This is a genomic window from Micromonospora lupini str. Lupac 08, assembly GCF_000297395.2.
Lineage (GTDB): Bacteria > Actinomycetota > Actinomycetes > Mycobacteriales > Micromonosporaceae > Micromonospora > Micromonospora lupini.
On sequence record NZ_HF570108.1, the window covers coordinates 4,109,908 to 4,135,800 of the forward strand.

28 protein-coding genes are annotated in these 25,893 nt (G+C 72.6%); 17 read left to right on the forward strand and 11 right to left on the reverse strand.

Annotated features, from left to right (window positions below):
* The first annotated feature begins 11 nt into the window (after positions 1-11).
* From MILUP08_RS19970 to MILUP08_RS19980, 3 genes are read left to right on the forward strand one after another with little or no spacing between them, the layout of a single operon-like run.
* Positions 12-377, forward strand: coding sequence for an ArsR/SmtB family transcription factor (locus tag MILUP08_RS19970; RefSeq protein ID WP_007460905.1), 366 nt, complete (start codon positions 12-14; stop codon positions 375-377).
* Positions 377-1,018 carry an SRPBCC family protein gene (locus MILUP08_RS19975; protein WP_007460906.1) on the forward strand — a complete coding sequence of 214 codons (642 nt, stop codon included), beginning with the start codon at positions 377-379 and terminating at the stop codon, positions 1,016-1,018. Before MILUP08_RS19970 ends, MILUP08_RS19975 begins: the two co-directional genes overlap by 1 nt.
* A 39-nt stretch (positions 1,019-1,057) precedes the next feature.
* Complete coding sequence (locus MILUP08_RS19980; protein ID WP_007460907.1) at positions 1,058-1,573, forward strand: NUDIX domain-containing protein; 516 nt, start codon at positions 1,058-1,060, stop codon at positions 1,571-1,573.
* Between the two features lie 39 nt (positions 1,574-1,612).
* On the opposite strand, the gene MILUP08_RS19985 is transcribed toward MILUP08_RS19980, so the two are convergent.
* The 3 genes from MILUP08_RS19985 to MILUP08_RS19995 form a co-directional block, all read right to left on the reverse strand.
* A complete protein-coding gene (locus MILUP08_RS19985; RefSeq protein WP_039908414.1) occupies positions 1,613-3,559 on the reverse strand; it encodes an ABC transporter ATP-binding protein in 1,947 nt (648 codons plus the stop codon).
* Between the two features lie 106 nt (positions 3,560-3,665).
* Positions 3,666-5,105, reverse strand: a complete 1,440-nt coding sequence (locus tag MILUP08_RS19990; RefSeq protein WP_007460909.1) for an ATP-binding protein — start codon at positions 5,103-5,105, stop codon at positions 3,666-3,668.
* Positions 5,106-5,219: 114 nt separating this feature from the next.
* Complete coding sequence (locus MILUP08_RS19995; RefSeq protein ID WP_007460911.1) at positions 5,220-6,878, reverse strand: NAD(P)/FAD-dependent oxidoreductase; 1,659 nt, start codon at positions 6,876-6,878, stop codon at positions 5,220-5,222.
* Positions 6,879-7,027: 149 nt separating this feature from the next.
* On the opposite strand from MILUP08_RS19995, the gene MILUP08_RS20000 reads away from it, so the two are divergent.
* The 6 genes from MILUP08_RS20000 (at position 7,028) to MILUP08_RS20025 (ending at position 13,032) form a co-directional block, all read left to right on the forward strand.
* Positions 7,028-9,283 (forward strand): hypothetical protein, encoded by a 2,256-nt coding sequence (locus MILUP08_RS20000; protein WP_007460913.1) that lies wholly within the window; start codon positions 7,028-7,030, stop codon positions 9,281-9,283.
* A gap of 25 nt (positions 9,284-9,308) precedes the next feature.
* Positions 9,309-9,800 carry an SsrA-binding protein SmpB gene (gene smpB / locus MILUP08_RS20005; protein WP_007460914.1) on the forward strand — a complete coding sequence of 164 codons (492 nt, stop codon included), beginning with the start codon at positions 9,309-9,311 and terminating at the stop codon, positions 9,798-9,800.
* 91 nt (positions 9,801-9,891) lie between these two features.
* On the forward strand, positions 9,892-10,317 hold the full coding sequence (locus MILUP08_RS20010) for a TOBE domain-containing protein (RefSeq protein WP_007460916.1): 426 nt from the start codon (positions 9,892-9,894) through the stop codon (positions 10,315-10,317).
* Positions 10,314-11,102, forward strand: a complete 789-nt coding sequence (modA, locus tag MILUP08_RS20015) for a molybdate ABC transporter substrate-binding protein (RefSeq protein ID WP_007460918.1) — start codon at positions 10,314-10,316, stop codon at positions 11,100-11,102. The genes MILUP08_RS20010 and modA overlap by 4 nt, the downstream gene beginning before the upstream one ends.
* Positions 11,099-11,914 carry an ABC transporter permease gene (locus MILUP08_RS20020; protein WP_007460919.1) on the forward strand — a complete coding sequence of 272 codons (816 nt, stop codon included), beginning with the start codon at positions 11,099-11,101 and terminating at the stop codon, positions 11,912-11,914. The genes modA and MILUP08_RS20020 overlap by 4 nt, the downstream gene beginning before the upstream one ends.
* 62 nt (positions 11,915-11,976) lie before the next feature.
* Positions 11,977-13,032 carry an ABC transporter ATP-binding protein gene (locus MILUP08_RS20025; RefSeq protein WP_039908415.1) on the forward strand — a complete coding sequence of 352 codons (1,056 nt, stop codon included), beginning with the start codon at positions 11,977-11,979 and terminating at the stop codon, positions 13,030-13,032.
* Between the two features lie 52 nt (positions 13,033-13,084).
* Here MILUP08_RS20025 and MILUP08_RS20030 read toward each other — a convergent pair whose 3' ends face one another.
* The 4 genes from MILUP08_RS20030 to MILUP08_RS20045 form a co-directional block, all read right to left on the reverse strand.
* The gene (locus MILUP08_RS20030) at positions 13,085-13,498 is read right to left on the reverse strand and encodes a hypothetical protein (RefSeq protein WP_007460921.1); all 414 of its coding nucleotides are present in this window, start codon (positions 13,496-13,498) and stop codon (positions 13,085-13,087) included.
* Positions 13,499-13,540: 42 nt separating this feature from the next.
* Positions 13,541-14,098 (reverse strand): GNAT family N-acetyltransferase, encoded by a 558-nt coding sequence (locus MILUP08_RS20035; RefSeq protein ID WP_007460922.1) that lies wholly within the window; start codon positions 14,096-14,098, stop codon positions 13,541-13,543.
* 78 nt (positions 14,099-14,176) lie between these two features.
* Positions 14,177-14,617, reverse strand: coding sequence for an EVE domain-containing protein (locus MILUP08_RS20040; protein WP_007460923.1), 441 nt, complete (start codon positions 14,615-14,617; stop codon positions 14,177-14,179).
* 33 nt (positions 14,618-14,650) lie between these two features.
* Complete coding sequence (locus MILUP08_RS20045; RefSeq protein ID WP_237747131.1) at positions 14,651-15,880, reverse strand: hypothetical protein; 1,230 nt, start codon at positions 15,878-15,880, stop codon at positions 14,651-14,653.
* A 205-nt stretch (positions 15,881-16,085) separates the two neighbouring features.
* Between MILUP08_RS20045 and MILUP08_RS20050 the strand changes: the two genes are divergently transcribed.
* Entirely contained in the window at positions 16,086-17,642 is a 1,557-nt protein-coding gene (locus MILUP08_RS20050; protein WP_007460925.1) for an NAD(P)/FAD-dependent oxidoreductase, read from the forward strand.
* A 68-nt stretch (positions 17,643-17,710) separates the two neighbouring features.
* On the forward strand, positions 17,711-18,238 hold the full coding sequence (locus MILUP08_RS20055) for a GNAT family N-acetyltransferase (RefSeq protein WP_007460927.1): 528 nt from the start codon (positions 17,711-17,713) through the stop codon (positions 18,236-18,238).
* Positions 18,239-18,263: 25 nt separating this feature from the next.
* On the opposite strand, the gene MILUP08_RS20060 is transcribed toward MILUP08_RS20055, so the two are convergent.
* On the reverse strand, positions 18,264-18,689 hold the full coding sequence (locus MILUP08_RS20060; protein WP_007460930.1) for a hypothetical protein: 426 nt from the start codon (positions 18,687-18,689) through the stop codon (positions 18,264-18,266).
* A 168-nt stretch (positions 18,690-18,857) separates the two neighbouring features.
* Between MILUP08_RS20060 and MILUP08_RS20065 the strand changes: the two genes are divergently transcribed.
* Complete coding sequence (locus MILUP08_RS20065; protein ID WP_007460934.1) at positions 18,858-19,811, forward strand: hypothetical protein; 954 nt, start codon at positions 18,858-18,860, stop codon at positions 19,809-19,811.
* A 22-nt stretch (positions 19,812-19,833) separates the two neighbouring features.
* On the opposite strand, the gene MILUP08_RS20070 is transcribed toward MILUP08_RS20065, so the two are convergent.
* Positions 19,834-20,244: a hypothetical protein gene (locus MILUP08_RS20070; protein ID WP_007460936.1), complete on the reverse strand. Its 411-nt coding sequence runs from the start codon at positions 20,242-20,244 to the stop codon at positions 19,834-19,836.
* Positions 20,245-20,381: 137 nt separating this feature from the next.
* On the opposite strand from MILUP08_RS20070, the gene MILUP08_RS20075 reads away from it, so the two are divergent.
* From MILUP08_RS20075 to MILUP08_RS20085, 3 genes are all read left to right on the forward strand, one after another.
* A complete protein-coding gene (locus tag MILUP08_RS20075; protein WP_007460938.1) occupies positions 20,382-21,062 on the forward strand; it encodes a hypothetical protein in 681 nt (226 codons plus the stop codon).
* Between the two features lie 68 nt (positions 21,063-21,130).
* Entirely contained in the window at positions 21,131-21,418 is a 288-nt protein-coding gene (locus tag MILUP08_RS20080; RefSeq protein WP_007460940.1) for a hypothetical protein, read from the forward strand.
* Between the two features lie 43 nt (positions 21,419-21,461).
* On the forward strand, positions 21,462-21,896 hold the full coding sequence (locus MILUP08_RS20085; RefSeq protein ID WP_039906330.1) for a hypothetical protein: 435 nt from the start codon (positions 21,462-21,464) through the stop codon (positions 21,894-21,896).
* Here the strand turns inward: MILUP08_RS20085 and MILUP08_RS20090 are convergent.
* Positions 21,863-22,465 carry a TetR/AcrR family transcriptional regulator gene (locus MILUP08_RS20090; RefSeq protein ID WP_007460944.1) on the reverse strand — a complete coding sequence of 201 codons (603 nt, stop codon included), beginning with the start codon at positions 22,463-22,465 and terminating at the stop codon, positions 21,863-21,865. The genes MILUP08_RS20085 and MILUP08_RS20090 overlap by 34 nt on opposite strands.
* 79 nt (positions 22,466-22,544) lie before the next feature.
* Here MILUP08_RS20090 and MILUP08_RS20095 point away from each other — a divergent pair, with 79 nt between their 5' ends.
* Positions 22,545-23,435 carry an alpha/beta fold hydrolase gene (locus tag MILUP08_RS20095; protein WP_007460946.1) on the forward strand — a complete coding sequence of 297 codons (891 nt, stop codon included), beginning with the start codon at positions 22,545-22,547 and terminating at the stop codon, positions 23,433-23,435.
* Between the two features lie 67 nt (positions 23,436-23,502).
* Here MILUP08_RS20095 and MILUP08_RS20100 read toward each other — a convergent pair whose 3' ends face one another.
* The gene (locus MILUP08_RS20100) at positions 23,503-24,750 is read right to left on the reverse strand and encodes an MFS transporter (protein ID WP_007460948.1); all 1,248 of its coding nucleotides are present in this window, start codon (positions 24,748-24,750) and stop codon (positions 23,503-23,505) included.
* 123 nt (positions 24,751-24,873) lie between these two features.
* Between MILUP08_RS20100 and MILUP08_RS20105 the strand changes: the two genes are divergently transcribed.
* Positions 24,874-25,806 carry a LysR family transcriptional regulator gene (locus MILUP08_RS20105; protein WP_007460950.1) on the forward strand — a complete coding sequence of 311 codons (933 nt, stop codon included), beginning with the start codon at positions 24,874-24,876 and terminating at the stop codon, positions 25,804-25,806.
* Positions 25,807-25,893 lie beyond the last annotated feature (87 nt).

The following is a 25,893-nucleotide window of genomic DNA, read 5'->3' on the forward strand; positions in this document are numbered from 1 at the left end:
TAACTGTCGCCGTGCACGCCTTCGACGTGCTGGGCGATCCGGTCCGGCGCCGCATCCTGGAGCTGCTCGCCGACGGCGAGCAGACCGCGGGCGCGGTCAGCGCGGTCATCCGCGACGAGTTCGGCATCTCCCAGCCCGCCGTGTCACAGCACCTCAAAGTGTTGCGGGACAACGGCTTCGCCACCGTGCGACCGGAGGGCGCCCGGCGGCTGTACGCGGTCGACCCGCGCCCGTTGCGCGAGGTCGACGGCTGGTTGGAGCACTTCCGCCGGTTCTGGGCGCCACCACTGGCGGCACTCGCCACCGAGCTGGCCCGGGGCCGACGCGAGCGTCGCCTACGCGGGCCCGCCGACCCACCCGACGAGAGGAACACCTGATGTTCGACGCGACCGAGCAGATCAACGCCGTTCAGCGGCAGGTCGGCAGCCGCACCCTGGAGGCCGGCGAGGCCCGGGTGACCACGATCAGCCAGACCTACCAGGCGACGGCCGAGGATCTGTGGGACGCCTGCACCAACGCCGAGCGCATCCCGCGCTGGTTCCTGCCGATCAGCGGCGACCTGCGGTTGGGCGGCACGTACCAGCTCCAGGGCAACGCCGGCGGCACCATCGAGAGCTGCGAGCCTCCGCACCGCTTCACCGCCACCTGGGAGATGGGCGGCGAGGTGAGCTGGATCGAGGTGCGGGTCACCCCGGTCGGCGACGAGCGGGCCCGCCTCGACCTGGACCACATCGCGCACGTCGACCAGGACCGGTGGGCGCAGTTCGGGCCGGGCGCCGTCGGCGTCGGCTGGGACCTGGGCCTGCTCGGTCTGGCCACGTACCTCTCCGGCGACGGCAGCGGTGTCCGGCCGGAGGACAGCGCCGAGTGGGTCGCCTCCGCCGAGGGTCGACGCGCCATGGAGCTGAGCAGCCAGCTCTGGTGCGAGGCGAGCATCGCCGCCGGCACCGACGCCGACGAGGCCAAGGCCGCCGCGGAGCGCACCACCGCCTTCTACACGGGCGTCCCGCAAGCCTGAGCAGCTCCGCCGACGGCGGTCCGGGTAACGTGCTGCGCCATGACCGGTACGCCGTACTCGCACTGCTCCTACTGCGGCGCCGCCTATCCGGCGGCGGCCGGGTGGCCGCGGGTCTGCGCGGTCTGCGGCGAGACCGTCTGGCGTAACCCGCTGCCCGTCGCGGTGGCGGTGCTCCCGGTCCACACCGCCGACGGGCTGGGTGTGGTGGTCGTCCGCCGGGACATCGAACCGGCCCGCGGGCTGCTCGCGCTGCCCGGCGGCTTCATCGAGTACGGCGAGGAGTGGTCCGACGCGCTCGTGCGTGAGCTGCGGGAGGAGACCGGACTGGTCGCGGCGGCCGAGGACGCCCGGCTCCTCGCCGTGCGCGGCGCCCCGGCGGGCGGCACCATGATGGTGTTCGGGGTGCTGCCCGAGCGGGCTGTCGAGGACCTGCCGCCGTCGGCGCCCACCGAGGAGGCGACCGAGTGGCTGGTGCTCACCGACCCGGTCGAGCTGGCCTTCTCCACCCACACCCGCGTCCTGGCGGATTTCCTCAACGGCGCCCATCCCGCCTGACGCAAGCCCGAACCCGACCGCCGTCGCAGGGCGTCCGTGTCAGTGGCTCGCGGCGTCGGTGGTGCCGGCCCGGTAGCCGCTGGCCTGCAACTCGAACAGCTCGCGGTAGAGGCCGCCGGCCGCCATCAACTCGTCGTGGTTGCCCTCCTGGACGAGGCGACCCCGGTCCATGACGAAGATCCGGTCGGCGTGCCGGACGTTTGCCAGACGGTGGGTGATCAGGACGACCGCCCGGTCGGGTCGACGGCGCAGGTGCTGGAACAGGGCGTGTTCGGCGCGGGCGTCCAGGGCGGCCGACGGCTCGTCGCAGATCAGCAGGGCGGCATCGCGGTAGAGGCCGCGGGCGGCTACCAGCCGCTGCCACTGCCCGCCGGACAGCTCATGACCGTTCTTGAACTCCCGGTCGAGCAGGGTGTCGTAGCCGTGCGGCAGACCGACGATCATGTCGTGGGCGGCGGCCGCCGCGGCGGCCTCCTGCACGTCGGGGCCGGGATGGTCGGGCGTACGGTCGTGCCGGCCGACGCGGATGTTCTGCCCGGCGGTGAACGGGAACTTCCAGTACTCCTGGGTCATCACGGCCACCTGCGCGCCGAGCGTGCGCGGATCCAGCTCGGCGGCGTCGACGTCGTCCCAGCGGATCGTCCCACCGGTCGGCTGGTAGAGCCCGGCGATCAACTTGGCCAGGGTGGTCTTGCCGGAGCCGTTCTCGCCGACCAGCGCGATCACCTCACCGCGCCGGATCGTCAGGCTGACCCGGTCCACCGCCGGCGCGTCGGTGTCGGGGTAGCGCAGGCTCACCTCGTCGAGGTCGATCGTCTCGACGCCGTCGACCGTCCGGTCACCGCCGACGGGCACCCGGCCCTGCGCCCGCGTCAGGAAGTCCCGGTAGTCCTGGTAGTAGAGGGCGTCCTCGTACAGCGAGTTGGTGGCGACGACCGCGACGCCCAGGCTGCTCCGGGCGGACTGCAGGGCGAGCAGGGCGGTGGCCGCGGCGGCGAGGGCGACCATGCCGGCCAGGAGCAGCCCGCCGAGCACGGCGTACACCCCGAAGGTGGCCAGGCCCGCCACGGTGGCGCCGGCCACGCGGGTGCCGGTCTGCGAACGGACCAGCCGCAGTTGGGCGCGGGTCTCGACGGCCATCACGGCCCGGTACTCGGCGAGCAGGAAGTCGCGCATCTGGTAGGCGCGCACCTCGGCGGCGGTGTGCCGGTTGGCCATCAGGTGGGCGAGCATCCACATCCGCCGCCGACGGGTGATCCGCGCCAGCATCGCCAGGTACTCCCGGCGGGCCATCCGCACCGCCGTGATCGCCTGGGGCACGGCAGCGAGCAGCAGGCACGGCAGCAGCAGAGGCTGGATGACTGTCACCGCCACGGCGGTGGCGAGCATCCCGACCACGCCGGTGACCAGGTTGACGGTGTGGTCGACGATCCACGCCGCCTCGCCCATCCCCCGGTCGCGGACCCGGTCCATCTCCTCGGCGAACCCGGCGTCGTCGAACGCGGCCAGGTCCACGGCGGTGGTGGCCTCGAACAACCGCAGCTCCACCTGGTAGTTGATCTGCGGGGTGAGCCGCGCCTGGGCCCAGCCGGCCGCGATCGTCAGACCGCCGCGCGCCGAGACCGCCGCGGCGGCCACGACAAGCGCCGGCAGGGCGGAGCGCACCCGGTCCGGGGTGGGCCCGGCGGCGAAGAGCTCGCGCAGCACGGTGGTCGTGGCGAGCAGGCCGAAGGTGGTCATCACCCCGGCGGCGACGTTCAGGCCGATGGAGGCGACGGTGTCCATGCGGTTGGTGGCCCAGGCCAGCGCCACCGCCTCACGCACGAGCCGGGGCAGCCGTCGGGCCACGGCCCAGAAGCTGGTGTGCGCGAACGTGGTCGCGTGGTGCATCCAGGCGGCGTCCTCCAGCTCCGGCAGCACGGAGGCGTCGTCGGGCGGGTCGATCGGCTGGTCGTCGTCGTGGGGCGCGGTGCGCGGGCGGGCCATCGAGTCCACGGACGCTCCTCGGGGGGCGGGAAGCACGAACGCCGCCCGAGACTACTGCCCGCAACTACTCGATGTCTCTAGGTAGTCGGCGCGTCGTACGGGTGTTTCACAGAGTGGGCGCCGCCTCCTCGGTGAGAGGCAGCAGCACCTGGAACGTGGTGTTCCCGGGCTCGGTCTCCACCCGGATGTCGCCGTGGTGCTTGTTGACCACGATCCGGTACGAGATGTCCAGCCCCAGACCCGTGCCCGCACCGACCGGCTTGGTGGTGAAGAACGGCTCGAAGATGCGCGGGCGCACCTCGGGCGGGATGCCGGGACCGGTATCGGTGATCTCCACCGACAGCAGGTCGCCGACCTGGCCGGTGCGGACGGTCAGCACGCCCTTCTCCCCCATCGCGCCCAGCGCGTTGTCGATCAGGTTCGTCCACACCTGGTTCAGCTCCGCCGCGTACGCCGGGATCGGCGGGAGCGACCGGTCGTACTCGCGGACGAGCTTGACCTCGGCGGGGATCTTGCCCTTGAACATGACAAGCGTGGCGTCGAGCAGGTCGTGCACGTCCACCACCAGGTGCGGGGCGCGGTCCAGCTGGGAGTACTGCTTGGCGGCGCCGACGAGGCCGGAGATCCGGGTGACCGAGTCGCCGATCTCGCGCATCAGCAGCTCGGTGTCGACGGTGTAGGTGAGCCACCGCACCGCGGCCTCCAGGTCCGCCGGCCCGACGGCCGCCTTCACCTGGCCGAGCCAGGCCGTGTCCAGACCGCCACCCACCAGGATCGGCGCCAGGTCCCAGGCGCCGCCCACCCCGTGCTCCTCCAGCCAGTCGGTGAGGGTGTCCTCGGCGTCGGCGGTGTCCATCGGGGTCAGCTTCGGCGCGGTGGCCACGCGGGCCACCGCCTCCTCCTGCAACGAGACAAGGCCGTGCAGGGCGGTACCGTCGAGCCGGCCGTCGGCGATCATGGCGAGCTTGTGCCGCATGCCGGCGACCCGGTCGCGCAGCACCGAGGTGGCCCGCACGGCCGCCGCGGCCGGGTTGTTCAGCTCGTGGGTCAGTCCCGCCGACAGCGAACCGAGCGCCAACAGCCGCTCCCGTTCGCCGACGATGGTCTGGCTGTTCCGCAGGCCGAGGAACAGCCCCTCCAACAGGTGCATGGGCATCGGGAACCAGGACCGCAGGGCGTACGCGAAGTCCTCCGCCGGCAGCACGAAGAAGTCCGAGTCGACAAGCGCCCGCATGCTGTTGCGGTAGATCTGGTCGACCTGGTCGCCCAGGTACGCCTGGACCGCGCCGCCGTACACCCCGCGCTGGTCGGTCCGACTGACCTCGATCTCGTCGCCGCGCACCTGCCGGCTCAGCGCCACCGCCCCACGCAGCAATACGAAGAAGCACGTGCCGGGCTCACCCTCGGCGTACACCAGGGTGCCACCCGCACGTTGCTCGACGCGCCCGCGTTCCGCCAGCCAGGCACGCTGGGAGTCGTCGAGGGACTCGAACAGGAACAGGTCACGCAGCTGCGCGGGCGTCAACCGCTCCGACGGGGTGGTCATGAGGACTCCTTTGTTCGCGACTGCGGGGCTCGCAAAACCGGCTCACTCCTCGCGCTCACTGCGCCACCTCTGTTCGCGACTGCGGGGCTCGCAAAACCGGCTCACTCCTCGCGCTCACTGGGCCTCCAGGTAGCGGTGCACGAGCGAGACGGCCATCGCGCCCTCGCCGACGGCCGAGGCGACCCGCTTGACCGACTCGGCGCGGACGTCCCCGGCGGCGAAGACCCCCGGCACGCTGGTCTCCAGGTGGTACGGGTCGCGCGACAGCGACCACCCGGCCGGACGCCGGCCACCTGTCAACAGGTCCGGGCCGGTGACGATGAAGCCGCGTCCGTCGCGGACGAGCACCCCGTCCAGCCAGTCCGTGCGGGGCTCGGCGCCGATGAAGATAAACAGCCAGGACGTGTCGACCGAGCGGGCCTGCCCGGTACGGGTGTCGCAGAGGGTGAGCTGTTGCAGGTGGTCCTGCCCGGTGCCGCCGACCACCGCCGTGTGCGGGTGCACGGTGATCCGGTCGATGCGTTCCAGCTGGTCGATCAGGTAACGCGACATCGACGCCGTGAGGTCCGCGCCGCGGATCAGCAGGTGGACGCGGGCGGCGTACCGGGAGAAGTGCACGGCGGCCTGGCCTGCCGAGTTGGCCCCGCCCACGATGTAGACGTCCTGGTCGACACAACTGGGCGCCTCGGTGGCGGCGGCGCCGTAGAACACCCCCCGGCCGGTGAAGTCGGCCAGCCCTGGCGCGTCGAGCACCCGGTAGGAGACCCCGGTGGCCAGCACCACTGTGTGCGCGGCGATCTCGCTGCCGTCGCCGAAGCGCAGCAGCCGGGCCCCACCGGCCTCGCTCAGGCCGACCACCTCCCGGGCGCTGAGCAGCTCGGCCCCGAACTTCACCGCCTGCCGTCGGGCCCGGTCGGTCAGCTGGGCGCCGGAGACGCCGTCGGGAAAGCCCAGGTAGTTCTCGATCCGGCTGCTCTGCCCGGCCTGCCCGCCGGTCGCCCGCCGCTCCACGAGGACGGTGCGCAGCCCCTCCGACGCGCCGTACACGGCCGAGCCCAGGCCCGCCGGACCGCCGCCGATCACCACGAGGTCGTAGAAGTCGGACGCCGGCACCACCGTCAACCCGGCCAGCGCCGCCAGCTCCGTCTCGTTGGGGGCCACCAGGGCCTTGCCCTCGGCGGTCACCACCAGGGGTACGTCCGCCTCGGTGGCCCCGGCCGCGTCGAGCAGCCGGGCGCCCTCCGGGTCGTCGGACAACAACCAGCGGTACGGCACGAGGTTGCGGGCCAGGAAGTCACGGACCTTGAACGACGGCGCCGACCAGCGGTGCCCCACGACCCGGATCTCGATGCTCGCCGCGTCCGGGGTGACCGACCACGCCTCCAGCAGGCCGTCGACCACCGGGTACAGCTTCTCCTCCGGCGGGTGCCAGGGCTTGAGCAGGTAGTGGTCCAGGTCGACCACGTTGATCGCCTCGATCGCCGCGTCGGTGTCGGCGTACGCGGTGAGCAGCACCCGGCGGGCGGCGGGGAAGATGTCCATGGCGGCCTCGAGGAACTCGACGCCTGTCATCTCCGGCATCCGATGGTCGGCCAGCAGCAACGCGACCTGCTCACCGCGCAGCTTGACCTCCCGCAGCGCGTCCAGCGCCTCCGGCCCCGAGGAGGCGCGCAGCACCCGGTAGCGGTCGCCGTAGCGGCGCCGGATGTCCCGGGCCACCGCCCGGGACACCGCGGGATCGTCGTCGACGGTCAGGATCACCGGGTTTGCCATGGCGCCAATAGAACCACCCTCCGGGGCACGGTCGCACCACCACCTGGGCGCCGCCGCATGGTTGACAGGGCCCGGGACGGGTAAGCCGCACCGCCGCGCGGGCGGCCAGCACCGCCGACCGGCCGGCGGTCGCACACCTCGGGGGGCCCATGGCGGACGCGTCGCCGACCGAACCCACGACGTCGGATCGGGTCGTGGAGCTGCGGGTGCACGGCGTCTCCGGGGCGAGCGCCGACCAGGTGCTCAACCGGCCGCACGTGCACCAGGTCGCCGGGGACCGCAGCGGCGGGTTCTTCCGCCCGCGTCCGGGCTACCCGGACTCGACAGGCACGGACGGGATCACGCTGGAGGCGTACCGCTGGAGCGATCTGCCGTCCGGCACGGCCGTGCGGACGCTGTCGCTGGTGTTCCTGCTGCCGTTCATGCTCTGCAACGTGGCGCTCTGGATGCGCCCGGCGAACCTCTCGGGAAAGCACCTCATCGTCGCGCTGTGCCGGGTCCTCGCGCTCACCCTCACGATGCTCTACGTGCTCTCCATCGTCGGGATGGCGGTGGACCTCATCGCCTGGCGCTGCATGGGCGCCCCGACGTGCACGGCCGGACGGAGCTGGCTCTCCTGGCTCGGCGGCCGCCCGCCCGGGATGCGGCTGGGCGTGGCGGCCCTGATTCCGGTAGCCGCCATCGGGATCGTGTGGTGGCTCGGCGCGCGGCCGAGCCACTCGTTCGACGCCTTTCGCACCGGGGCGATCCAGGAGACCTCCGTCCAGCAGTTGAGCGCGGTCGGTCAGTGGGACGGGACCCCGGTGGTGGGACGCCTGCGCTCGGTGCACGTCGCGGCCGCGTTCGCCACGCTGGACGGCAGCCTGCTGGCCGCCTGGGACAGCCAGAACGAGTCGGTGGTGCGGGCGGCGCTGGCGGTGGCGACCGGGGCCGTGCTGCTCGCCTGCGTGGTCCTGCTGACGAGGGTGCGGGGCATGGACCAGCCCAGCCCGGTTCCCCGGCTGGAGGCGGTCACGCGAGGGCTGCGCACGATCGCCTGCGGCCTGACGATCCTGGTGATCGCGTACACCCTGACCAGCCACGAGCCGTGGCCGCGAAGCAGGATGCTGCCCGGGTACAGCGCCACCGTGGCCTGGCTGTTCGTCAGCCAGACCGTACTGCTGGTGATCCTCGCGGCGGTGGTGATCTGGAAGCGCGGCAGCGGGCGACGCGCCGGCGGACAGCGGCTCCCCCGACTGCGCGCGATGGGCGCCCCGGTCTTCGTCACGATCGCCGCCGGGCTCGCGGTGGCGTTCTCCGCCGAGTTGGTCTACCGGGTGGCGGACGTGTTGGACCGCGACGGCGGGCACGCCGCGCAGGAGGCGTTCGGCCCGCCGCTGGCGTACAAGTGGGCGATCTTCGGGTTCTTTCTGGCGGTGCTGGCCGCGCTGCTGGTGGGCGCGCTGGTCACCGTCGCGACCCGCCGCAGCCGGTGGCGGGCCGCGCGGGCGATCGTGGCCGCCGACTTCCCGCACGCCCCGCCGAAGGCGTCGGCGCGGCTGCGCCGGGTCGAGCAGGCGGTGGCGCGGGCCCGGTTCACCGAACGGCTGGAACCCCTCACCGTGGTCTACGCCGCATCCGCCGCGCTCGGACTGGCCACCAGCCTGCTCGGCCTGCTCCAGCTCTATCCCGGGGACGTGTTCCAGCGGTACGTCGGCGTGCCCGAGAGCCTCGTCAACTTCATCATCGGGGCGGGCAGCTACGCGATCGGCGCGATCCTGGTCGGGCTCGTGATCGGCGGCATATTCGCGTACCGGACGGCCGGGTTCCGCCGGTACGTGGGCGTCCTGTGGGACCTGGGCACCTTCTGGCCCCGGGGGGCACATCCCTTCGCCCCGCCCTGCTACGCCGAACGGGCCGTGCCGGAGCTGGCCAAGCGGATCACCTACCTCGTGGACCAGGGCGCGGGGGTGCTGCTGGCGGGGCACAGCCACGGCTCGGTGCTGCTCGCGGCAACGCTGCTGCAACTGCCGGCCCGGGTCACCGACCGGGTCGCCCTGCTCACCTACGGGTCGCCGCTGAGCCGGCTGTACGCGCGGCTGTTCCCCGCCTACGTCGACGAGTCGTCGCTGCGGGAGATCGGCGAGCGGGTCGGCTGGCGCTGGGTGAACCTGTGGCGCGACACCGACCCCATCGGTGGGTGGATGTTCGCCGGACGCCGGCCCGGGGACCCCGAGACGCTGACCGGGCCGGAGGCGGCGGTGGACCGCCGGTTGACCGACCCGCAGGGCGTTCTGCCGCCGCCAAGCGACAGTGTGCCGCCACCGATCCTGGGCCACTGGCCGTGCGAGGGGCAGGACGAGTTCACGCAGGCGGTGCGGGACCTCACCGCGCGGCTGCGCGCCCAGCGCAGGACGACCGGCTGACGCCGCGGCCGGATATCGTCGCCGGGTGAGCCCGTCCAAACAGCCCGAGCGTCGACTGATCGCCTCGAACAAGAAGGCCCGGCACGAGTACACCGTGCTGCGCACGTACGAGGCGGGCATCGTGCTGGTCGGAACCGAGGTGAAGTCGCTGCGCGAGGGACGAGCGTCGCTGGTGGACGCGTTCGCCCACGAGCGCGACGGCGAGATCGTGCTGTACGGACTGCACATCGCCGAGTACAGCTACGGCACGTGGACCAACCACGCGCCACGCCGCAACCGCAAGCTGCTGCTGCACCGCTCCGAGATCGGCCGGATCCTGGAGAAGGTCCGCGAGGGCGGGGTGACGCTGGTGCCATTGTCGATGTACTTCGACAACGGCTGGGCCAAGGTCGAGCTGGCCCTGGCCAAGGGCAAGCGCGCGTACGACAAGCGCCAGACCCTCGCCGAGCGCGACGCCAACCGGGAGATCGCCCGGGAGCTGGGCCGACACCTCAAGGGCCACCCCCGCCGCCCCTGACCGCAGCTGCGGCCGCTTGACGGCTAAGGCGACGCAGAAGCTACCCCTGACACCCTTCCCTGCCCGCAGATGCGAGGGCTAGGGTGGCCCGGTGACGATGTTCCGCATCGGCGAGGCCGCCGACCTGCTCGGCGTCAGCGCCGACACCATCCGCCGCTGGGTGGACGCCGGGCGGTTGCCCGCCGGGCGCGACGAGCACGGCCACCGCGTCATCGACGGCGTCGACCTCGCCGCGTTCGCCCGCGCGCAGGCCGCCGACCCGGACGCGGGCGCGGAGTTCTCCTCCGCCCGCAACCGGCTGCGCGGCATCGTCGTCGACGTCCGTAAGGACACGGTGATGGCCCAGGTCGACATCCAGGCCGGCCCGTTCCGGGTGGTGTCGCTGATGAGCCGCGAGGCGGTGGACGACCTCGACCTGCGGGTCGGTTCGATGGCCGTCGCGGTGATCAAGTCGACGACCGTGGTGGTGGAGCGGGCCGCACCCACCGCGCCCACCCGGGCAAGGATCGGCGGATGAGCCGCCGGAGCAGGCGCGCGACCCTGGCCGCCGCCGTCGCGACCGTCATGCTGGCGCTGGCGGGCTGCGGCGGGGGCGACGACCCGGCGCCGGCCGCCGACGGCCGGGTCACCGGCACGGTGACCGTGTTCGCCGCCGCCTCACTCACCGAGTCGTTCACCCGGATCGCCAGGGACTTCGAGGCCGCCAACCCGGGCGTCACCGTCGCCCTCAACCTCGCCGGCAGCTCGGCCCTGGCCAACCAGATCAACCAGGGCGCGCCTGCGGACGTCTTCGCCTCGGCGGCGCCGAAGAACATGGCCACGGTGACCGAGTCCGGCAACGCCGAGGGCACGCCGAGCGTCTTCGCCCGCAACCAACTGGTGATCGCGGTGCCGCGCGGCAATCCGGCGGGCGTGCGAGGGCTGGCCGACCTGGCCCGGCCGGGGGTGCAGGTGGCGCTCTGCGCCGACCAGGTGCCCTGCGGAGCGGCGGCGCGTACCGCCCTGACCGCGGCCGGGGTCGCGTTGACCCCGGTCACCCTGGAGCAGGACGTCAAGGGCGCGCTCGCCAAGGTGAAGCTCGGCGAGGTCGACGCGGCCCTCGTCTATCGCACGGACGCCCGGGCGGCGAGCGCCGACGTGGCAGGTATCGAGTTTCCCGAGTCGGCGCGGGCGGTCAACGACTACCCGATCGTCGCGCTGAGGGACGCGCCGAACCCGGCCGGGGCGCGGGCCTTCGTCGCGTACGTCCACTCGGCGCCGGCACAGGCGGTCCTCGCCGGGGCCGGCTTCCAGTCGCCGTGAGCGGGGCCCTTCCCGCTGTCGCGCCGCGCCGACGGGGACGGGTGCCCGCGGCTCTGCTGATCCCGGCCGGGCTGGGCCTGCTGTTTCTCGTCCTGCCGCTGGCCGGGCTGGTGGTCCGGGCGCCGTGGACGACGCTGCCGCAGCGGCTCACCGCGCCGGGGGCGCTGACCGCGCTGCGGCTGTCCGTGCAGACCGCGACCCTGGCCACCCTGTTCTGCCTGCTGCTCGGCGTGCCGCTGGCCTGGCTGCTGGCCCGGGTCGAGTTTCCCGGCCGCCGGTTGGTCCGCGCCCTGGTCACCGTGCCGCTGGTGCTGCCACCGGTCGTCGGCGGCGTGGCGCTGCTGCTGGTCTTCGGCCGGCGCGGGCTGCTCGGCGGCTGGCTCGACGCCACGTTCGGCGTCACCCTGCCGTTCACGACCGCGGGCGTGGTGCTGGCCGAGGCGTTCGTCGCCATGCCGTTCCTCGTCATCGCCGTGGAGGGTGCGCTACGTGCCGCCGACCACCGCTACGAGGAGGCCGCCGCGACGCTCGGCGCCGGGCGCTGGACCACCTTCACCCACGTCACGCTGCCCCTGGTGGCACCGGGGCTGGCCGCCGGCGCGGTGCTGTGCTGGGCGCGGGCGCTTGGCGAGTTCGGCGCCACCATCACCTTCGCCGGCAACTATCCCGGGCGTACGCAGACGATGCCGCTGGCCGTCTACCTGGCGTTGGAGACCGACCTGGAGTCCGCGATCGTGCTCAGCCTGGTGCTGCTGATCGTCTCGGTGGGCATCCTGGCCGCGCTGCGGGACCGCTGGATGGCCGCCCCGTGACCCCGCCGCCTGACGACGAGTCCGGAAACGCGCCGCCGGACGGCGAGGCCGGAAACGCGCCGCTGCTCGACGCCCGACTCGTCGTCGACCGGGGCGCCTTCCGGTTGGACGTGCCGCTGCGGGTCGCGTCCGGCGAGGTCGTCGCGCTGCTCGGGCCGAACGGCGCCGGCAAGACCACCGCGTTGCGCGCGCTGGCCGGGCTGCACCCGCTCACCGCCGGACACGTCACCCTCGGCGGCGTCGACCTGGATCGGCCGGCGGGCCGGGGCTGGGTGCCCACCGAGCGCCGGCCGATCGGCGTGGTCTTCCAGGACTACCTGCTCTTTCCGCACCTCGACGCGCTGGACAACGTGGCCTTCGGGCCGCGCCGCCACGGCGTCGACAGGCGGGCGGCGCGGGCCACGGCCCGCGACTGGCTCGACCGGGTGGGCCTGGCCGGCCAGGCCCACCGACGGCCCCGACAGCTCTCCGGCGGGCAGGCGCAGCGGGTGGCGCTGGCCCGCGCGCTGGCGGTCGGGCCGTCGCTGCTGCTGCTCGACGAGCCACTCGCCGCCCTGGACGCCCGCACCCGCCTGGACACCCGCGCGGAGCTGCACCGCCACCTGGCCGCCCACCCGGGCGCCACGGTGCTTGTCACCCACGATCCGCTGGACGCGTTGGCGCTGGCCGACCGCCTGGTCATCGTCGAGGGTGGGAGGGTGGTGCAGGAGGGCGACGGTCCGAGTGTCACGGCCCGCCCGCGCACCGACTACGTGGCCCGGCTGGTCGGGTTGAACCTCTATCGGGGCCGGGCCGAGGGCCACGGGGTACGCGTCGCGCCGGAGCTGACCCTCAGCGTGGCCGACCGGCTCGACGGGGACGCGTTCGTCGCGTTCCGCCCGGCGGCGGTGGCCCTGCACCCGTCCCGGCCGGACGGCAGCCCGCGCAACACCTGGGCGGGCACCGTGGCCGGCGTGCAGCGCCACGGCGACAACGTGCGCGTGCAGGTGGACGGGCCGATCGGCGTGGCCGCCGACGTCACGCCGGCCGCTGCGGCGCACCTGCGGCTGATCCCCGGCCAGCGGGTCTGGGTGGCGGTCAAGGCGACCGAGACCCACGCCTACCCGGCCGCGACCTGACGCCTGCGCCGCGCGAATGCCCGGGCCGGCCACGGCAGTCGGCGGGCGGCGGTCAGTCGGTGAGCAGGTCGGCGTGTGCGGCGCGCAGCCGGGACAGCGCCGGGTCGCTGCCCGGGACGACGCGGCGGTCCAGCTCGGCCCACACCTCGGCCAGCGCCGCACGGACCGCGCCCAGCTCGGCGGCGTGCCGCTGGCTGCTGCGCCGGTGCTGCTCGTCGAGGCGGCGGGCCCAACCGGCGGTGACCGCGGAGAGCCGGTCGGCGTCGGCGCGGGCCTGCGCGCCACTGCGGGCGGCGGCGGCGGGAACGATCGCGGCGACCGGGCGGGGGTCGCCGTCGCGGGTGACGACTGTGACGGCGTCGGTCAGCTCGGCCAGCGCGACGAGCTGACTGAACCGCGTGCGCGCCTCACGCAGCGGCACGGAACGTGGCGGGTCGGAATGCGGGGTGAGCGCGGGGACGGCCATGAATGCATGGTGCCGCCCGGGTACGACAGAAATCCGCAGTCGTCAGTGGACGGAGGGCCGGGCCGGCCACTCGTCGGCCAGCACGGACCAGACCTCCAGGTCGATGCGCCCGCGCGGGCTCGGGTAGAGCTGACGCAGGGTGCCGTCGTGTTGCAGGCCGAGCCTGCGGGCCAGGGCGATGCTGCGGGTGTTTGCCGCGTTGGTGCGCCACTCGACGCGCTGGATGCCGCGTTCGCGGACCGCCCAGTCGACGATCCGGCGGATCGCGGGGGCGATCATGCCCCGACCCTGCGCCGCCGGTTCCAGCCAGCAGCCGACCTCGCAGACGCCGATCGTCACGTCGAACGAGACGAACATGACCCCGCCCACCAGGGTGCCGCGCCACCACAGCCCCCAGATGCCGCCGGAGTCGGTGGCCCAGCGGTCGGCGTAGCGCTGCAACACCGCCCGGGCCGACGGCAGGTCGGTGGCGACGAAGGACGGCGACACCCAGGGACGGATGTGCTCGCGGGCCCGGTCCAGGTGGGCGAGGAACTCCTCGGCCCGCCACGGGTCCAGCGGGCGCAGCTCGACGTCCTCGGTCAGCGGCAGGGCGAACACCGGGCCTCCCCCGACAGTTGGGTCCACGACGACGGGTAGCAGGCTCGCACAGGCCCGCCGGCTCGCACAGCCCGGGTCTCAGACCGGCAGGTGCGTCCGCAGGGCGGCGAACTGGGCCACGGTCAGGTACGACGGGTTCGCCGCCTGCGGCTGACGGAACACCTCCAGAGCGGCGAGCCGGTCGTCGGCGCGCAACGCCAGCCGGGGAACCCGCTCCGGCTCGGGGAGGATGGGCAGCTCCAGGGGCACCGACCAGGGCTGTCCCGGTGGCCCCGGCTCGGCCACCCCGGTGACCCGCCCGACGCCCCACACCCCGTACGGCAGGCGTGCGCGGCTGCCGCTGGCCCAGAAGACCACCGGCTGCCCGGCGCGCATCAACCGGGCCCGGTAGCCGGGGCGTACGCACCAGCTCGTCACCAGCGGCTCGCGGGCGAACCGGGCGGTGAGGTCGACCGTGTCCGCGTTGCCCTTGATCAGCCAGGCGCCGAGGTCGTCGAGGCGCACCCGTGGCTCGGTCATCGCCCCATCCTGCCCCGACCTGCGGCCGCCCAATCAGATGATCATGTGGGTCCAGTAGGTGAGCCAGAGCACGAACAGCGCTCCCTGCACCACGGCGAGCGCCGCCGTCAGCCACACGTCGACACCGGCGCGACGGGCCCAGCGGGCCAGTACCAGCGCCACCGGGAATGCGGCGAGCAGGTAGCGCAGCAGGCTCTTGTAGACCGCCGGGCCCATCGACAGCGGCACCACCACCATGAGCACGCCGTAGACCAGGTACGGCAGTTCCCGGCGACGGAACCCGGCGACCAGCACGGCCAGCACGGCCAGCGCGAAGAGGACCCGTCCGGCGTCGCGCGGCTCGCCGGCCAGAGCGTCCAGCACCACCGGCACCGGGTTCTGCACCTCGATCCCCCAGCCGACCTTCTGGGCGTGCTGGTAGGCGAACCAGTCCCCGCCCCGCCACCGGCAGAACGCCATGAAGGTGAACCATCCGGCGGGCAGCAGCAGCAACGGCCAGCCGATCCGCAGGTAGCCGAGCAGGGCGCGTGGGCCGAGCCGCCAGTCGTGCTGGCGCAGCAGCACCAGGGCCAGCGGCACCGCGACGAGCAGCCCGACCGACCGGCTCATCGCCAGGAAGTAGCCGAGCACGCCGACCAGCAGCCACCGACGCCGCTCGGCGTAGTAGAACGCGGCCAGCGCGAGGCAGACGAACAGCGACTCGGTAAGCGCGGCCTGGAACAGGAAGGCCGTCGGCAGCAGCACCAGGTAGCGGGTGAAGCGGCGGGCCGCGTCGGCGTCGCCGAGCAACAGCTCGGCCAGCCGGTAGCCGTACGCGAGGGCACCCAGGAACGCGACGTTGCTGATCACCAGCAGGGCGAGGGCGTTGTCGCCGCCGAGCAGCGCGCCGACCGGCCGGGCCAGGAACGGGTAGAGCAGTGGGAAGCCGAAGTCCCCCCACGGCCGCCCGGTCAGCGGCAGCTCGCTCAGCCGCAGGTAGAGCAGCGCGTCCCAGGCGAACCAGAAGGAGATCCACCGGTGGCCGGAGACCTCCCGCTGCTGCGCCCACATCATCGCCTCGTCCGGCGGCGGCGCACCCGGGATGCCGTCCCAGGCGTGCAGGACCAGCAGGCCGAGCAGGGTCAGCAACAGCTTCGCGCCGAGAAAGAGCCCGATGAGGTACGGCCAGGGCGCCGGCACGCGGCGGGCCAGCCGCGCGCCGGCGCCGGCCACCCCGGCGAGCCGGGCCGCCACCGCCACCCCGGCGAGCCGGGCAGCCGGCATCGCTGGGTGCCGCTGGCCGCTTCGCCACCGGTGCATCCGCCCCGCTCCCCCGGTCCGCCGACCCACCCGCCGCGTGAGGGTGCCGCCCCTCTCGTTGTACGCCCCGACGCGCCCCGTCGGAGCGAAACGACCACGACCAGCAGGTGACATCCCGGGCATAACGGGTACGCGCCGCGCCTCACCCATCGGCAGAAGGTACGGCGGCATGAGCGAGCAGCACGGCACGGTGGTCATCGGCGCGGGGCCGGCGGGCCTCACGGCGGCATACGAGCTGCTCCGGCATGGGCGGCCGGTCCGGGTCTTCGAGGCCGACGAGGTGGTCGGCGGCATCAGCCGGACCGTGGAGCGCGACGGGTGGCGCTTCGACATCGGCGGGCACCGGTTCTTCACCAAGGTGCCCCGGGTGGAGGCGTTCTGGCACGAGATCCTGCCGGACGAGGACTTCCTGACCCGACCCCGGATGAGCCGGATCTTCTACCGGGGCGCCCTGTTCAACTACCCGTTGAGCGCGACGAACGCGCTGCGCAACCTGGGACTGCCGGAGGCGGTGCGCTGCCTGGGCTCGTACGCCCGGGCCCGCCTGCGCCCGCCGAAGGACCAGTCGCACTTCGAGGGCTGGGTGTCGGCCCGCTTCGGCTGGCGGCTGTACTCGATCTTCTTCAAGACGTACACCGAGAAGGTCTGGGGCATGCCGGCGGACCGCCTGCAGGCCGACTGGGCCGCCCAGCGGATCAAGAACCTGTCGCTTGCCACGGCGATCCGCAACGCGGTGCTGCCCCGACGCCGTCGCACCGACGTGACAAGCCTGATCGAGGAGTTCCAGTACCCGAAGTACGGGCCGGGGATGATGTGGGAACGCTGCGCCGAGCAGGTGCGCCAGCGCGGCGGCGAGGTGTCGACAGGCACCTGGGTGACCGCCGTGCACCGCGACCCGAAGCGGCGGCGGGCGATAAGCGTGACGCTCAACGGCGCGGGCGGGCAGCGCACCGAGCCGGCCGACGACGTGATCTCCTCGATGCCGATCTCGGAGCTGGTCGCCGCGCTGCGCCCGCCGGCGCCTCCGGAGGTGCTGGCCTGCGCCGCCGACCTGCGCTACCGCGACTTCCTGACGGTGGCCCTGGTGGTGCCGGCCGAGTTCTCGTTCCCCGACAACTGGATCTACGTGCACGACCCGGCGGTGCGGGTGGGCCGGATCCAGAACTTCGGCTCCTGGTCGCCCTACCTCGTCAAGGACGGGCGCACCTGCCTGGGCCTGGAGTACTTCGTGTTCGAGGACGACGAGATGTGGCGTACCCCGGATGCCGGCCTCGTGGCCCTCGCCACCGCGGAGCTGGAGCGGTTGGGCCTGGTCCGCCCCGGCGTGGTGGAGGCCGGCCACGTCGTGCGCATGCCCAAGGCCTACCCGGTGTACGACGAGCGTTACCAGCACAACGTGGATGTGATCCGGGCCTGGCTGGCCGAGGCCGTGCCGAACGTGCACCCGGTGGGTCGCAACGGCATGCACCGCTACAACAACCAGGACCACTCGATGCTGACCGCGATGCTCACCGTCGAGAACATCGCCACCGGCAGTACGCACGACGTCTGGTCGGTGAACGTGGAGCAGGACTACCACGAGCAGTCGACCGGAGGCAGTCGACGGGGCACGGGCCGCGACGCGCCGGTCGTGCCCCGCCGGATCATCGCCGCACCGATCGCCGCTCCGGAGGGCACCCGCGCAGCCGGCGACGGCGGCCGATCCGCGCAGGCGCCGCTGGTCTGACGCCATGGCGTACCGCCAGAATCGCGGCCGACGAGCCTCCCGCCCTGCGGATCGGGCAGGATGACGGCGTGCTGAAGCCTGTCACCCTCCGGTCGATCCTGCCCGATGACCAGTCCCTCGTGGAGCGGCTGTGGCAGCTGTACCGGCACGACCTGTCCGAGTTCCGCGGCTCACTGCCGGACGACGCGGGCCTGTTCACCCCTGGGCGCCTGCCGACCTACCGCACCGACCCGAACAGCTCCGGCTACCTCATCTGCCAGGACGGGCGACCCGTGGGCTTCGCCTTCGTCTCCGGCGTGGAGATCCAGCCGCTGCGCGTCGCCGAGTTCTTCGTCGTGCGAGCCGTGCGCCGCTCGGGTGTGGGCCGTCTCGCCGCCCGGCAACTCCTCAGCAGGCACCCGGGCGCCTGGGAGATTCCCTTCCAGGAGGAGAACCCGGGCGCCGCCCGCTTCTGGCGCCGGCTCGCCGTCGAGGTCTGCCCGACGGGCCACCGCGAGGAACGGCGTGCCGTACCCGGCAAGCCGCACATCCCCGCGGACACGTGGCTCCTGCTGGACGACGTCGAGGTGCCTGATCAGGACGAGTCCGAGGCGTGACCGCCCACACGCCCGAGCGCAGGCGTCAGATCGGGCCGCTGGTGTAGATCTCCGTGCTGCTCTCGTTGCCGATGAACGGGTTGTTGACGGCCCACAACAGGCCCTCGTCGTACTCCGGCACGTCGAAGTTGCACAGGACCCAGCCGGCGTCCGCTCCGCTGGTGTTGATGCACTGCCGACTCCAGTCGGGTCCCTGGATCGTCCCGGCGGCGGACGCGCCGTTCGCCTTGGTGTCCTTCACCCAGACCCGGTCCCCGTACGCGGCGAAGCATGCCTTCGCGCCGGTCGTCGACACGCACCACACGTCGACGCCGTTGGCGGCCGGTGGCGCACCGCTCGGCGTGCCCGTGGCCGCCGACGCCGCCGAGGCGGTTCCGACCAGAACGAGAGCCACTGTCGTCGGCACCATGACCAGCGCACCGACCCTCCGTGCATCCGGCTTCCTACGCATCCGCGTCAGCTCCCCCAGCGTTCACGATGATCGTCATTCCGGTGCAGGACGGTAGCAGCCGGGTAACCGCCTCACGAAGCCGATGTGGACGTTGACTCATCATGGGCCTGCCACCAGCCGGCGTTGCATCGGCACGACGCCAGTCAGCGACACGGCTACCATCCCCTCGTGATCGAGGAGTTGGTCAGACGTGCTGGCGCCGAGGACGACGACGCGATCGAGGAGTTGTCCGCGATCGCCGACACCGATCCGGGAAGGCTGACTCCGCATCTGGGTCTCCTGCTCGACCTCGACGTGCTGTGTCCGGCAAAGTTGTACCGCGCGGCGGACGCCGACCTGGTCCGCCGGGTCGTCGAGCAGGTCGACGGCGGCCGGACGCCCGGTCTGTTGAACGACCTGTTCATGATCCTGGCGCACAGCGCCCACCCGTCCGCCGAGAGCGCCCTGCGTCGCTGGTCGACGCAACCTCCGGCGGGCTCGGACGAGCTGTACGTCAACGCGCTCGGCTACGCCCACGAGGGCGGCTGGGCGGTCGGCTCGGACGGCCGGCGACGCGACCTGTGCGGCGACACCGCGTACCGGTGGGTCATGCGCGAAACAGCGCCGGGCGCCGATCGGCCCGGCTGCCCGTGGTGCGCCTCGCCGCTCTGGGTCGCCGCGGACCTGGACACCACGGATGCCGACGTCGCTGCCGCGCTTGCCCATACGGGGTGGTCCGGGCGGTTGGTGATCGAGACCTGCCACTTCTGCGCCTGCTTCACGACGCTGTACAGCCAGGTCACGTCGACCGGTGGCACCACCTGGTGGGCCGGCAACACCCGCCCGGACTACCTGCCGGACGATGACGAACCGGAGGACCCCCCGACGCTGGCACCGGTCGTCGGGCAGGCCCTGGCGAGCCCCTATCAGGTCAGCGCCTGGAACCAGGGTGGATCGACGCTTGGCGGCTGGCCCGAGTGGATCCAGGACGCCGAGCACGCCGACTGCCCCGGTTGCGGCGAACCGATGGACTACGTGGGTCTGATCGCCGGCGCGGACCTGGACGACTACGGCGAGGGCGCCTACTACCTGCACCTGCACCAGCCGTGCGGGTTCGCCGCGGTGAACTACCAGCAGAGCTGATCCGCCGAGAAGGCCCTACGACTCAGAACCACGTCCAGGGGCGGATCGCGCTCCACACACGTCCGCGCATCCGCGCCCGCCGCGGGTGGAGGAAGAGCTCGATGTCCTCCAGCGCGTTGCCGGCGTTACCCCTGATGTGTGGCAGCGCCCGGGCTCGGCGCAGGGCGGCGACCACCCGGCGTTCGTCCAGTTGTCGGTAGACCCTCGCGAGATGCCCCAGGCACGTCGCGGCGAGCGCGCTGACCTGGCGATCGTCGTGTTCGAGCAACCGGAGGTGCAGTTCCTGCGACTCTCGCCAGTCCCCGTCTCCGTACAGGGCGGTGCCGACCATGGCGTTCAGCGCGGCCGGCAGATCGCCGCGGTCCAGCGCGGCGCGTACCTCGTCCGGTGTCGACGGCGGCGGGTTGTGGAAGACGTGATGCTCGTGACGCACCGGCGCATCCTTTCTCATCCCGCGCTGCGGCGTGTGGTCCGGGTCGTCGCCTCGGTCGGCAGCGAAGAACTTCGCCGGCGCCGGAGCAGTTGAAGGTAGGGAACGGCACCGGTGTTGGCTGGGCGTAGGTTCACCGAGTGACCGTGTACGACATCGCCGCCACACTGCCTTCCATCGAGGTGCTGCGGGACCGCTGCAAGGCACTCGCCGTGCTGGAGCGCATCGTCGACAGTGGCGAGCCCTACTACGCCTACACCCGGGCCTGGGGTGACGACGAGGCGGCGCTGATGGACAACGGCAGCGGCGATGAGTGGACCGTGGTGTTCACCGCCGCAGGCGCATTCATCCGCGCGTTCGACCACGAGTCGGCGATGAGTCCCTACCGCGATCCGGACCACGAGTTGTGGGCCGGACTGCTCGCCGGCCTGCCGGCGGTGTTCCGTCCGCTGATCGACGAGCCGGCGTTCGGCGACGAGGAGGGCCGGTTCGTCGCCACCGCCGTCCTGTGGCGGCTCTCCAGTGATGATCGCTGGCACGCCGGCGAGGGCATCACGTTCCCCCCGCTCCGCGGACCGCACGGCGACAACGCCCCGGACGGCTCCGACCTGCTTGAGATCATGCTCGACGACATCGCCGACCGGTACGTCGAGTTCGCCGAGGACTACTACGAGATCGAGGTGGATCGGGGGGTGGTCGAGCACGTCGTCGCGCACCGTCCGCTCACTGACGTCGTCGTGCAGGCTCTGAACCCGGAAGTGACAGTTGGCCGGCTGCGCAGGGACATCGCCGCGATTGGATATCCGATCGCGGCGACGTGACGTCAGGCCCGAAGGCGACGGGTTGGTTACCTTGACTCGGCAGCAGACCTGGTCCGAGGGAGCTATCCGTGGCACTTGGCAGCGAGCAACGTCGTCGAGAACGCAGGCCGCGCATCGAAGGGCTGTTCGCCGGTCGGCAGGTTGACGCCGCGCTCGACCTCCTGCACCTCATGGACATGGCATGGCACGACTGCTACGGCCCCCGGGAGCTGGAGGTGCCGGCTGCCGTGCTCGACGATGTCCTGCTGCTGGCGGAAGGTGACCTCGCCGCCCTGATCACCGTTGCTCGCGAGGCGGTCATCGACTTCCGTGATGTCCGGGTCGCCGCCGACGCACGACGTACGAGGAGCGAGTAGCGGTACGAGTGGATGCGCCGGCCACCCCGCTAACGTCGGTGTAGTGGCAGCAGTGGCAGCGGGAGCCTTTCGTCGGACGGCCATCGAGCGATCTGACCAGCGGGTCGCCTGGGAACGGGCGGACCAGGCCTTCTTCGCCGCCGGAGCGTGTCACATCCTCGCCTGGGTCTGTCGAGAGTCGTACCCGGAGCGGTCGATCGAGGTGGCGGCGGTGCGGGTGGCAGGCGACCGACAGATCTTCCACGTCTACGCCGTCTGGGACGGTTGGACGTTCGACCATTCGGGCTGGAACCGGGAGGTGGACCTGCTGACCGTCAACGCGGAGTTCGAGGGCCGCCCGCTGGAGCGGGTCGGAATCACTGTCGACCTCGCCGGGTTCTGTGCGGAGCACCACCACCGTTTGCCGGACCGGTACTGGGCTGACCCGCTCCCCCGTGCTCGCGGTTACGTGGACCGACACACCCCGCCCTGGGCCTGAGGGGAGGGGCCACGGGCGGCGGCTGCGGCGACGGTTGCCAGGTCTTCGCTCGAGAAGCCGGTGCGGCTCAGCACGGCCAGGGACTTGTTCGTTGCCAGCGTGCACAACGCCAGCTCTGCCGCCTCCTGCTCGCCGGCCCCCGCCGCCAGCAACGCCTGCCGCAGCATCGCCCGCAACCCGTCGATCATCGCGCGGACCATCGCCTGACCCTCCGCGTCGAGGGCGGGGAACTGCGTTGCCGACACCGTGAGCAGGCAGCCATCCGGGACCGTCGGGTCGGCGATGCGGTTCAGGGTGACCTGCAGGTAGGCGGCCACGACGGCGCTCGGGCTCGGGTGGGGGCCGGACAGGGCCTGCTCGTACAGCGGATGGTAGGTCTGCGCGTACCGCTCAAGACTTTTGCGGAAGAGGGTGCTCTTGTCGCCGAAGGTGCCGTAGAGCGAGCCCCGGCCCAGGCCCGTGCCCTCGGTCAGGCGGTCGATGGAGGCCTCCGAATAGCCCCAACGCCAGAAGACGTGCATCGCACGTCGTAGCGCCTCGTCCACGTCGAATTGCTTGCGGCCCGCCATGGTCCGTCAGTCTACACATCTTGTAACGATCGTTCCAACGGTCTTGTATCGATCGTTCCAAGATGCGTATGGTGCCGCCATGACAAACCTGAGTTCGCTACGGCTGCCCGACGGGTTCACCGACATCTTCACCAGCCGGATCGTGGAAGTGAACGGGCTGCGGCTGCACGCCGTCACCGGCGGGGACAGCCCGCCGCTGCTGCTTGTCGGCGGGTGGCCGCAGACCTGGTACGCCTGGCGGGAAGTGATGCCCGCGCTCGCCCGCGAGCACACAGTCGTCGCCGTCGACTCGCGCGGAGCCGGGCTCTCCGACAAGCCCGACGGCGGTTACGACGCCGGCACCCTCGCAGCCGACCTGGTCGCGCTGATGGCCGCGCTCGGGCACGACCGGTTCGACGTGGTCGGCCACGACATCGGCACGTGGACCGGATACGCGCTGGCTGCCGACCACCCCGATCGGGTGGGCCGACTCGCCGTCCTCGAAGCGATGATCCCCGGTCTCTCGCCGTCCCCGCCGGCCTTCAGCCCGGCGGCGGTCAATCAGAAACTCTGGCAGTTCGGCTTCAATCGGCTGACCGACCTCAACGAGGAGCTGGTCCGGGGGCGGGAGCGGCTCTTCTTCGGCTGGCAGTTCGCCACCAAGGCCGCCACCCCCACGGCGATCCCCGCGTACGCCGTCGACGTCTACGTCGACGCGATCGCCGCGGACCCTCGCGCGCTGCGGGCGAGCTTCGAGTACTACCGGGCGCTGGACGAGACGATCGCGCAGAACGAGCAACGCAGCAAGACCCGGCTGACGCTGCCGGTGCTCGCCGTCGGCGGCGCGCTGTGGAGCGGGGCGAGCGCCGAGAAGACGATGCGGCTGGCCGCCGACGACGTCACAGGGGTTGTTCTCGACGGCTGCGGCCATTACCCCGCCGAGGAGCAGCCGGCGCGGTTCACCGAGATCCTGGAGGACTTCCTGCGGTGATCGCGGCGTTTCTCCGCGCCGGTGCCGCCCTGGCCGGGTCACCCCCGACCAGGGCGCGGCGACCGTGTCATCCGACCCGAACGTCCCGGTCCGACGCGGCCGGCTCGGCGGCCGGCGACGGCGCCCGCCCGGGCAGCAGGAGCGGGGTGGCGAGCAGGAGAACGCCGGAGATGGCGATCGCCGCGAGAGGGCCGGTGACTGTCGCGAGGACGCCCCAGATCACCACCAGGGCGGCCTGGACGAGCCTGCTGACGGCACTCCACGTGCTGAGGACGCGGGCGGTGTGGCCCAGCGGGGTGCGGTGCAGTCGTTCGGTCGCGTAGATCGGGTTGAAGACACCCATGCAGGTGATCAGCAGGCCCTCGACGACGATCACGGTGACGAGCCCGGGGATGCCGGGCTGGACGAACGCGAGACCGACGGGGAAGAGCGAGCGCAGCCACCCGGAGACCAGCATGACCCGGCGCCGGCCGTGGCGGGCCACGAGGCGCGCGGACACGCGGGCGCCCACCAGGCCGCCGAGCGCGGGGACGCCGAAGGCGAGGCCGTACTGCCAGGCCGGGAAGTGGTACTGGCCCAGCAGCAGGACCGTCAGCAACGGCGCGGGGGCCATGATGAGGCCGCCGACCAGGATCGAGTTGAGGAACAGCCCGCGCAGGACACGGTCGTGGAGGATGAACCGCCAGCCGACCAGGAGATCCGCGGCGCGCAGCCGGCCGGCCCGGTCCCGGGGCGTCGCGACGTCGCCGCCGCGGATGCGCAGGACCGCGAGCGCCGACAGCAGGTAGCTGAGGGCGTCGGCAGCGACGGTGACGACCGGGCCGAGCAGCCCGACGAGCGCGCCGCCGAGGGGTGGGCCCACCGCCGTCGCCGTCCAGTTCGTGGCCTCGAACCGCCCGTTCGCCACCAGCAGATGGTCGCCGTGGACGAGATACTTGAGGTACGCGCCGGTCGCGGCGGTGAAGGCGATGCTCGCGGTCCCGGTGATGACGGAGACGACAAGCAACTGGCCGTAGGACAGCAGACCGAGGGCGTACGCGAGTGGGACACTCGCCATGGCCACGAACCGGATCAGGTCCATGGCGACCAGCACTGGCCGCTTCGCCCGGTGCTCGACCCAGGGCCCGAGGGAGAACGCCACGATCGCCGCGACGGCCGGCCCGACCGCCGCCAGGACCGACACGGCGAACGCCGGCGAGTGCAGCACGCGAACCGCGATAAGCGGGAACGCGCCGAAGGCGAACCACGTGCCGTACGTGCTGACGGCGTAGGCCGACCACAGCCAACCGAAGCTGGCCCCCAACCGCGCGCGCATCCGCCCCCCTCGTGGCACCCGACGTTCGGGTCCGGGCAGCACACCAGCGCCGGCGACGTCGGCGCAAACAACCGGCGCTCGGGCGTGTCACAACCATCGGTTGTACGGGTGGATGATGATCGGGTGGATACCGAGGCGCTGCGATCGTTCGTCCGGGCGGCCGAGTTCGGGCAGTTGCAGCACGCTGCCGAAGAGCTGGGCGTGACGCAGCAGGCGGTGTCGAAGCGGATCGCGGCTCTGGAGCGCGCGCTCGACGTGCGGTTGTTCACGCGTACTCCCCGAGGGGTCGAGCTGACGCTCGACGGCCAGGCGTTCCTCCCGCACGCCCGGGGCGTCGTGGCCAGGGTGGACCGCGCCCTCGCGGCGATCAGACCGGGCTCGCGGGCCCTGCGGATCGACGTCCTCGGCCTGCGGTCCGCGCAGGCCGTCGTCCTGCACGACTACTGGCGGTCACATCCGGAGACCACGCTCGACGTGGTGACCCTGCGGGTCGACGACCCGCGCGCGGCGGTCGCCGCCGTGCAGGCGGGCGACGTCGACGCCTCGTTCCGGTCGGCCACCGACCCGGCCACGTTGCCGCGCGACGTGCGGATGATCCATGCGTTCGACTCGCCGCTGGAACTCCTCGTCGGCCCGCGACACCCGCTCGCCTCCGCGCGCACACTGACACCGGCCCAGCTGCGCGGGCACCGGATCTGGATCCCGGGCATCGCGCCGCGCAGCGAGTGGTCCGACTTCTACGACCAGCTCGCCACCGACTTCGACCTGCGCATCGACGCCGCGGGGCCGCACTTCGGCGACGAGGTGCTCCTCGACGTCCTCGCGGACTCCGCCGACGTGGCGACAGTCGTCGGCGCGCGCGACAGGTACGTCTGGCCGACGAACCACGACCTGCGCCGCATCCCGATCGGGAAGCCCACGCTCGCGTACCCGCTCTCGCTCATCCTGCCGCGAGCGAACCCGCACCCGGGGTTGCGGGCGGTCGTCGACCACTGCGCGAGCCTGGCACCGCCGCCCTCCCCGACCTGGCGGCCGTCCTGGGCGCTGACGCGGTGAACCGGCGCGCTGGCAGATCCGGTGCCGGTCAGCGTGGACTCCGCCCACTGCCGAGCTGCGACAATGCGCGTTCGGGCCCACGCAGCG

Coding starts and splice junctions, on each gene's coding strand:
- MILUP08_RS19995 (WP_007460911.1), bottom strand. CDS start 6,878: ATGGCAAACCCGGTGATCCTGACCGTCGACGACGATCCCGCGGTGTCC.
- MILUP08_RS20095 (WP_007460946.1), top strand. CDS start 22,545: ATGACAAACCTGAGTTCGCTACGGCTGCCCGACGGGTTCACCGACATC.
- MILUP08_RS20060 (WP_007460930.1), bottom strand. CDS start 18,689: ATGCGTAGGAAGCCGGATGCACGGAGGGTCGGTGCGCTGGTCATGGTG.
- MILUP08_RS19975 (WP_007460906.1), top strand. CDS start 377: ATGTTCGACGCGACCGAGCAGATCAACGCCGTTCAGCGGCAGGTCGGC.
- MILUP08_RS19985 (WP_039908414.1), bottom strand. CDS start 3,559: ATGGCCCGCCCGCGCACCGCGCCCCACGACGACGACCAGCCGATCGAC.
- MILUP08_RS20045 (WP_237747131.1), bottom strand. CDS start 15,880: ATGCCGGCTGCCCGGCTCGCCGGGGTGGCGGTGGCGGCCCGGCTCGCC.
- MILUP08_RS20100 (WP_007460948.1), bottom strand. CDS start 24,750: ATGCGCGCGCGGTTGGGGGCCAGCTTCGGTTGGCTGTGGTCGGCCTAC.
- MILUP08_RS20040 (WP_007460923.1), bottom strand. CDS start 14,617: ATGACCGAGCCACGGGTGCGCCTCGACGACCTCGGCGCCTGGCTGATC.
- MILUP08_RS20000 (WP_007460913.1), top strand. CDS start 7,028: ATGGCGGACGCGTCGCCGACCGAACCCACGACGTCGGATCGGGTCGTG.
- MILUP08_RS19990 (WP_007460909.1), bottom strand. CDS start 5,105: ATGACCACCCCGTCGGAGCGGTTGACGCCCGCGCAGCTGCGTGACCTG.
- MILUP08_RS20090 (WP_007460944.1), bottom strand. CDS start 22,465: ATGGCGGGCCGCAAGCAATTCGACGTGGACGAGGCGCTACGACGTGCG.
- modA (WP_007460918.1), top strand. CDS start 10,314: ATGAGCCGCCGGAGCAGGCGCGCGACCCTGGCCGCCGCCGTCGCGACC.
- MILUP08_RS19980 (WP_007460907.1), top strand. CDS start 1,058: ATGACCGGTACGCCGTACTCGCACTGCTCCTACTGCGGCGCCGCCTAT.
- MILUP08_RS20050 (WP_007460925.1), top strand. CDS start 16,086: ATGAGCGAGCAGCACGGCACGGTGGTCATCGGCGCGGGGCCGGCGGGC.
- MILUP08_RS20030 (WP_007460921.1), bottom strand. CDS start 13,498: ATGGCCGTCCCCGCGCTCACCCCGCATTCCGACCCGCCACGTTCCGTG.